The sequence below is a fragment of the Saccharibacillus sp. O23 genome (assembly GCF_002205895.1).
In the GTDB taxonomy this organism is placed as follows: domain Bacteria; phylum Bacillota; class Bacilli; order Paenibacillales; family Paenibacillaceae; genus Saccharibacillus.
This window is the reverse complement of sequence record NZ_NJDE01000002.1, coordinates 567084-573258: the sequence shown is the minus strand read 5'-3', so window position 1 is coordinate 573258 and position 6175 is coordinate 567084. Positions and strand designations below refer to the sequence as shown.

5 protein-coding genes are annotated in these 6175 nt (G+C 56.6%); all 5 read left to right on the top strand.

Annotated features, from left to right (window positions below):
• Window positions 1-325 precede the first annotated feature (325 nt).
• The 5 genes from CDO73_RS04135 (at window position 326) to CDO73_RS04115 (ending at window position 6133) form a co-directional block, all read left to right on the top strand.
• Window positions 326-1105 carry a class I SAM-dependent methyltransferase gene (locus CDO73_RS04135; RefSeq protein ID WP_306437504.1) on the top strand — a complete coding sequence of 260 codons (780 nt, stop codon included), beginning with the start codon at window positions 326-328 and terminating at the stop codon, window positions 1103-1105.
• 91 nt (window positions 1106-1196) lie between these two features.
• Window positions 1197-2162 (top strand): tRNA (adenosine(37)-N6)-dimethylallyltransferase MiaA, encoded by a 966-nt coding sequence (miaA, locus tag CDO73_RS04130; protein ID WP_088487246.1) that lies wholly within the window; start codon window positions 1197-1199, stop codon window positions 2160-2162.
• A gap of 39 nt (window positions 2163-2201) precedes the next feature.
• Window positions 2202-2444 carry an RNA chaperone Hfq gene (gene hfq, locus CDO73_RS04125; protein ID WP_088487207.1) on the top strand — a complete coding sequence of 81 codons (243 nt, stop codon included), beginning with the start codon at window positions 2202-2204 and terminating at the stop codon, window positions 2442-2444.
• A gap of 194 nt (window positions 2445-2638) precedes the next feature.
• Window positions 2639-5410, top strand: a complete 2772-nt coding sequence (locus tag CDO73_RS04120; RefSeq protein WP_088487206.1) for a PBP1A family penicillin-binding protein — start codon at window positions 2639-2641, stop codon at window positions 5408-5410.
• Between the two features lie 171 nt (window positions 5411-5581).
• Window positions 5582-6133 carry a ribonuclease FAU-1 family protein gene (locus CDO73_RS04115; protein WP_018977625.1) on the top strand — a complete coding sequence of 184 codons (552 nt, stop codon included), beginning with the start codon at window positions 5582-5584 and terminating at the stop codon, window positions 6131-6133.
• Window positions 6134-6175 lie beyond the last annotated feature (42 nt).

The window sequence follows — 6175 nt, the reverse complement described above, 5'->3', positions numbered from 1 at the left end:
AGCAATTCGGCGCCCCAATTCCAAAAGCGACTCTAATCAAAATTTTCGAAACAAGACGGTTCAACTTGTTTCGAAAATGACTCGGGAGCGTTCTAATCAACTGGGGGAAGGCTCTGCTTCATCGAATCGGCGACCCAATCCAAAAAGCGACTCTAATCAGATTTTCGAAACGAGACGCTTCAACTCGTTTCGGAAATGACCCGAGAGCGTTCCAATCAACTGGGGGAAGGTCCTGCTTCATCGAATCGCCGCTTTATCCCGCTTTATTTTTCACGCGAAAAACCGGTTCATGCCGTTTTTTCGCCCAGAAGGAGAACAACCTGTCATGATGATCGTAACCACCGGCTATTCGCCGGAAGAGGCCGAACTGCTGCGGGCGAGCAAGATCGCCGAGCAGGCGGGCATCCGCCTCGTACCGCGCAAGCGGTTCTCGATTCCCAACTTATTCGTCCAGTACGGAGCCGATGCCGTGCTGATCGTGACGCAGGGCAAGGTCCGCCTGTTCCGCGAAGACCAGCCGGTGTTGGAATACCATCCGAGCATGGGCTACGTTCGCGCCAAGCGGCTGCTCAGAGGCGAACCCGATCCGATGATCGACGTCTCCCGCGCGCAGGAAGGCGACCGCGTGCTGGACTGCACGGCGGGACTCGGCACCGATTCGCTGGTGTTCGCCGTCAAGGTGGGGCCGACCGGGCTGGTCCGCTCGCTCGAAGCGTCGCCCGAGCTATCGGTCCTGCTGCGCGAAGGGTTCGCCAGCTACGAGACGGAAAAGACGGCCGTCAGCGAAGCGATGCGCCGCGTCGAAGTGATTCACGCCGACCATCTGGACTATTTGCGATCGCTGCCCGATAACAGTTTCGACATCGTGTATTTCGATCCGATGTTCCGCAAGCCCGTGTACGACTCTTCGGCGATCTCGCCGCTCCGCGTTTATGCGGACACGCGCGCTTTGAGCGAAGAATCGATCCGCGAAGCGGTCCGGGTAGCCCGCAAAACGGTCGTGCTCAAAGAAAAGAAAGGCAGCGGCGAGATGGAGCGTCTCGGTTTTACCCCGGATGCCCGCAACCATGCCAAAATTACGTACGGAGTGATCCAAGTTGACTGAAGAATTTGCAAGCTTTGCAGCGTCGGAAGACGCCGCCGAGAAGAACTCGAATAACGAACCGGCCGTTCGCGGCGATTTCGGGCAGAACGAAGTGGTTCCGCCCGACTCGGCCCCTAAGCCGAAACTGCTCGTATTGATCGGTCCGACCGCGGTGGGCAAGACCCGGCTGAGCATCGAACTGGCCCAAGCTTTTTCGTGCGAGATCATCTCGGGCGATTCCATGCAGGTGTATCGGGGTATGGATATCGGGACGGCCAAGATTACCGAACCCGAAATGCAGGGCGTGCCGCATCATCTGATCGATATTCATGAGCCCGACGAACCTTTTTCCGTGTCCGAATTTCAGGAACGCTGCGATGCGCTGATCCCGGAGATCGCTTCGCGCGGCCGCCTGCCTTTTATCGTGGGCGGTACCGGACTTTACGTCGAATCGCTATGTTACCGGTACGAATTCGCGGAGAGCGGAGCGGATGAAGACTTCAGACGGGAACAGGCTCTTTTTGCGGAAAAAGAAGGCGTAGAAGCGCTTCATGCGCGTCTGGGCGAGATCGATCCGGCTTCGGCGCAGCGGCTTCATCCGAACGACACGCGGCGCGTGATCCGGGCGCTCGAGATTCATCATCTCACCGGAGAGACGTTGTCGCAGCAGTTGGCGCGTCAGAAAAAGACCACGCCTTACGACCTATGTTTGATCGGTTTGACAATGGACCGCCAAATGCTATATAACCGTATTGAAGAGCGGATCGACCAGATGATGGAGCAGGGACTGATCGAAGAAGTGGAAGCACTCCGCGCGCGAGGGTACACGCCGGACATGGTTTCCATGCAGGGTCTCGGTTACAAAGAAATCTGGCCGTACCTGGACGGATCGGCGACACTCGAAGAAGCGGTGTACCGATTGAAACGGGATACCCGGCATTTCGCCAAACGCCAGCTTTCTTGGTTCCGGCACATGCAGGATATCCGCTGGGTTGACGTTTCCGAACCGGAAAACTTTTCTGCAAATTACGAGAAGATTCATGGTATAATTACGGGAAGGTTCGGCTCCGATTTCTGAAAAAAAGCGACTGTAAAATGACAATTGGGGGTACCGGTTATGAACAAATCCATTAATATTCAAGACACGTTCCTGAACCAACTGCGTAAGGAGAATATCCCGGCAACGGTCTATCTGACCAACGGATTTCAGATCCGCGGCACGATCAAAGCGTTCGATAACTTCACGATCGTGATCGACAGCGACGGCCGTCAACAAATGGTGTACAAGCACGCCATTTCCACGTTCATGCCGCAGCGCAACGTATCCCTGGCTCAGCAGGAAGGCACATCCGGAGAGTAACCGATTTTTGCCGTCAATGGTGACGAAGCCATGACAAAGCTGTAACGGCATGTCGTGAAACTTTTCGTGTATAGTAACGTCTAAACCCATAGCTGCGAATGAGAGCAACCTTAACGGGTTGTTCTTTTCATTAGCGTGGTCCGCGGCCGGACCGACCGGCCGCGAAGAAAGCAAAAGGGGTGTCAAAAACCATCATGCCTAACCCACAACTGAGCCGCTCCAACCGGACGACCGGAGGCAGCGGCAGCGGAGGGAACGGCGGAGGCAAGAAGCCTCCGGCGAAAAAGAACTCCCCGAAAAAGAAAAAAATCACGGGGAAACGCGTTTTCTGGACGCTGTTTTTCACGGCGGCGATCGCGGTGTTCTGCGCGCTGGCCGGCTACCTGTTCATCATGGTCAACGGGGAGAAGATTCTCGCGGCCAACAAGGATAAGGTAGAAATCAAAGCGCCGACGGTCATCTACGACCGGACGGGCGTGCAGATCGGCGAAGTCAAGATCCAGCGCGGCGAATCCGTCGACGCGGACAAGATTCCGAAGCTGCTTCAAGACGCTTTCGTCGCGACCGAAGACAAACGTTTCTTCGAGCATTCGGGCGTCGATCTCCGGTCGATCGGCCGGGCCGCGGTTCGCGACATTATCGCGCGTTCCGCCGTCGAAGGCGGCAGCACGATCACCCAACAGTTGGCGAAAAACATCTTCTTGTCTTCGGACAAGACCTTTTTCCGCAAAGCTACCGAAGTGTCGATCGCTTTGGCGCTCGAACGCAATTACAAAAAAGACGAAATTCTTGCCATGTATCTCAACCGGATTCCGTTCGGCGGTCAGTATTACGGCATCAAAGCCGCTTCCGAACGTTATTTCGGCAAAAGCAACCTGAACGATCTGAAGCTGTGGGAAATGGCGACGTTGGCCGCGATGCCGAAGGCGCCGACCCGCTACAATCCGATCGCGAATCCCGACAAGTCCAAAGAGCGGCGCGGAGTGGTGCTCCAGCTCATGTACGAGCAGGGGTACATCACCGACGAGGAACGCGCGGCGGCGGCGAAGATCGATTATACTTATAAGCCGCCGGAAACGAAAGAATCGCATTACCAAGCCTTTATCGATTACGTTTTGCAAGAAGCGGAAGACGCCACGGCGATGTCCGAAGACGATCTGAACCGCGGCGGCTACAAGATCTATACGACCATGGACGCCAAAGCTCAGCAGACGCTCGAAGAAGCGTTCAAAGACGATTCGCTGTTCGAGGACAGTCCGGACGATCAGCCGGTACAAGCTTCCATGACGATCACGAACAGTCAGAACGGCAGCATCGTCGCCATTCTGGGCGCGCGCAATTATCACAAAGGCGACTTCAACCGGGCGGTCAACAGCCGCAGGCAGCCGGGCTCGGCGTTCAAACCGATCGCCGCTTACGCGCCGGCGCTCGATTCCGGCCAGTTCACCGTCGATACGCCGCTGAGCAACGAGAAGCAGAGCTTCGGCAGCTACAGTCCGAAGAACCTGCACGGCTACAGTGAGACCGTGTCGATGAAGGAAGCGCTCGAAGAGTCGATCAATATTCCGGCCGTTTGGATCCTGAATCAGATCGGCGTGGAAAAAGGCTTCGATTTCGCGACATCGCTGGGCATTCCTTTGACGGAAAACGACCATAACTTGAGCATCGCGCTCGGGGGTCTCAGCACCGGCACGAATACGCTGGAGATGGCGCAGGCGTATAACTCGTTCGCGAACGGCGGCAAGTTTATGGACGCTTACGCGATCAAGTCGATTCGCGATTCGAACGACGTCGAGATCTACAGCCACATCAACCAGCCGAAGCAGGTCATGAACGCCAAGACCGCTTACGAAATGACCCAGATGATGGAGAGCGTCGTGACGGACGGTACGGGACGCAAAGCGAACATCGACCGTCCGCTGGCCGGCAAGACCGGCACGACGCAGAGCGGAATCAGCGGCAACAGCGGCAACCGGGACGTCTGGTTCGTCGGCTATACGCCGGAATGGACCGGAGCCGTATGGATGGGCTACGACAAGCCGGACGGCCAGCATATGCTGAAGAACAGCAGTAAGCTTGCCGCGTCCATGTTCGCGCGCGTCATGAAAGAAGCGATGGACGGGATGCCGGTCAGCGACTTCAAAGCGCCGGATGCGCCGGTCGAAGAGACGCCTCCGCCCGAACAACCGGAAGAAACGGTAACGAACGAACCGTTGGCGGCTCCGGGAGGATTGGTCGCTTCTTACGACGTAGGCAATCAGATGGTTGCTTTGTCCTGGCAGCCTGTAACGGGCGATAACGTTCGTTATCGTCTGTACCGTCAGGAATCGTCGGAGACCCAGCCTTCCATGCTGAGCGACGGACTGATGCCGGCGACGGCTCAAGATCCGAGCGCTCTGCCGGGATTGACCTACAACTATTTCGTGACCGCTTATCGGGCCGGCGAAGATCCGATCGTCGAATCGCCGGCGTCGAACACGGTCACGCTCAACGTTCCGGCCGCGGATAACCCGGAAGAGAACGTTCCGGAAGAGACCACGCCGCCTCCGGATCAAGGCCAAGAAGATCCGGGTTCGAATCCGGGCGGGGAGCCTACGGTTCCGCCTGATAACGGCAGCGGACAAAACGGAAACGGAAACGACAACGGAAACAACGGGAACGGTAATAACGGAAACGGGAATGACGGCGGCTCGCAAGGCAACAACGGAAACGGCAACGGAAACGGAAACGGCGGGCCGAACGGCAGCGATTCCGGTACTCCCGTGCCTCCGCCGGGCGACGGCGGAACGGACGGCGGGGATACGACCGTTCCGGGAACCGTCGTTCCGAACGATCCGCCGCAGGACGATCCGGCGGGAGCAACGACGGACCCGCCGACGACCGATCCGAACGCCCAGCCGACAGACCCGAATTCGACGGGAACCGACGGAACAGGCGCGACGGACGGCACCGTAACGCAGCCTTAAATGGAATAATCAAGCAAGCCTCGGAAAGCCTTATACGGCTTTCCGAGGCTTTTTTACGTATTTTTGCGCAAAACGGGTAATAAAGAGCATGAGCAAGCCAGTTCCTTTGTGAAGTGGACTGAGAATGTGATAAGCTTGAGTCAAATGGAATATGGAAAGGGTCGGTTCCCTATGAAACGTAAATTTGCTGACAGAGCCAACTGGCGGCGCGTAACCGACCGGAGATTCTTGTGCCGGTATATCGACAGCCGCCGCTTCACAGGCTACGTAACCTTGTACAACATGCTCAAATTGAAGGAACCGCTGATGAAAACGTATGGGGGACTCACGTTTTGTGTGGCCGACAAAGGCTATTCTTGGCTTCAGTATTTTCCCAAGGATGCCCATTTTATCGTCACCACGATGTTCAACGAAAAAAGGGAAGTGGTCGAATGGTATATTGATATCTGCAAATCGCAGGGCGTGACGGATCAAGGCGTGCCTTGGTTCGACGATCTGTATCTCGATATCGTCGTATTGGGAGACGGGACCGTCTTTCTGCTCGACGAAGACGAGCTGGACGACGCGCTGCGGCGGGGCGTGATCACGGAAGCGGATTACGCGCTGGCTACCCGAACGGCCCACGGTCTTCTGCGGATGATCGACGCGCACGCGTTTCCTTACTTCCGGCTGTCGATCGAACATCGGAGACGTTTGTTCCCGGCATCGGCGTTGAAAGTCTGAATGCGTCGAGCATCGGGGACCGAAAAGGAAGGGGATTTGGCA

Excerpts from the sequence above, each read along its gene's own strand:
- CDO73_RS04135 (WP_306437504.1), top strand. The coding sequence starts at position 326 with ATGATGATCGTAACCACCGGCTATTCGCCGGAAGAGGCCGAACTGCTG.
- hfq (WP_088487207.1), top strand. The coding sequence starts at position 2,202 with ATGAACAAATCCATTAATATTCAAGACACGTTCCTGAACCAACTGCGT.
- CDO73_RS04120 (WP_088487206.1), top strand. The coding sequence starts at position 2,639 with ATGCCTAACCCACAACTGAGCCGCTCCAACCGGACGACCGGAGGCAGC.
- CDO73_RS04115 (WP_018977625.1), top strand. The coding sequence starts at position 5,582 with ATGAAACGTAAATTTGCTGACAGAGCCAACTGGCGGCGCGTAACCGAC.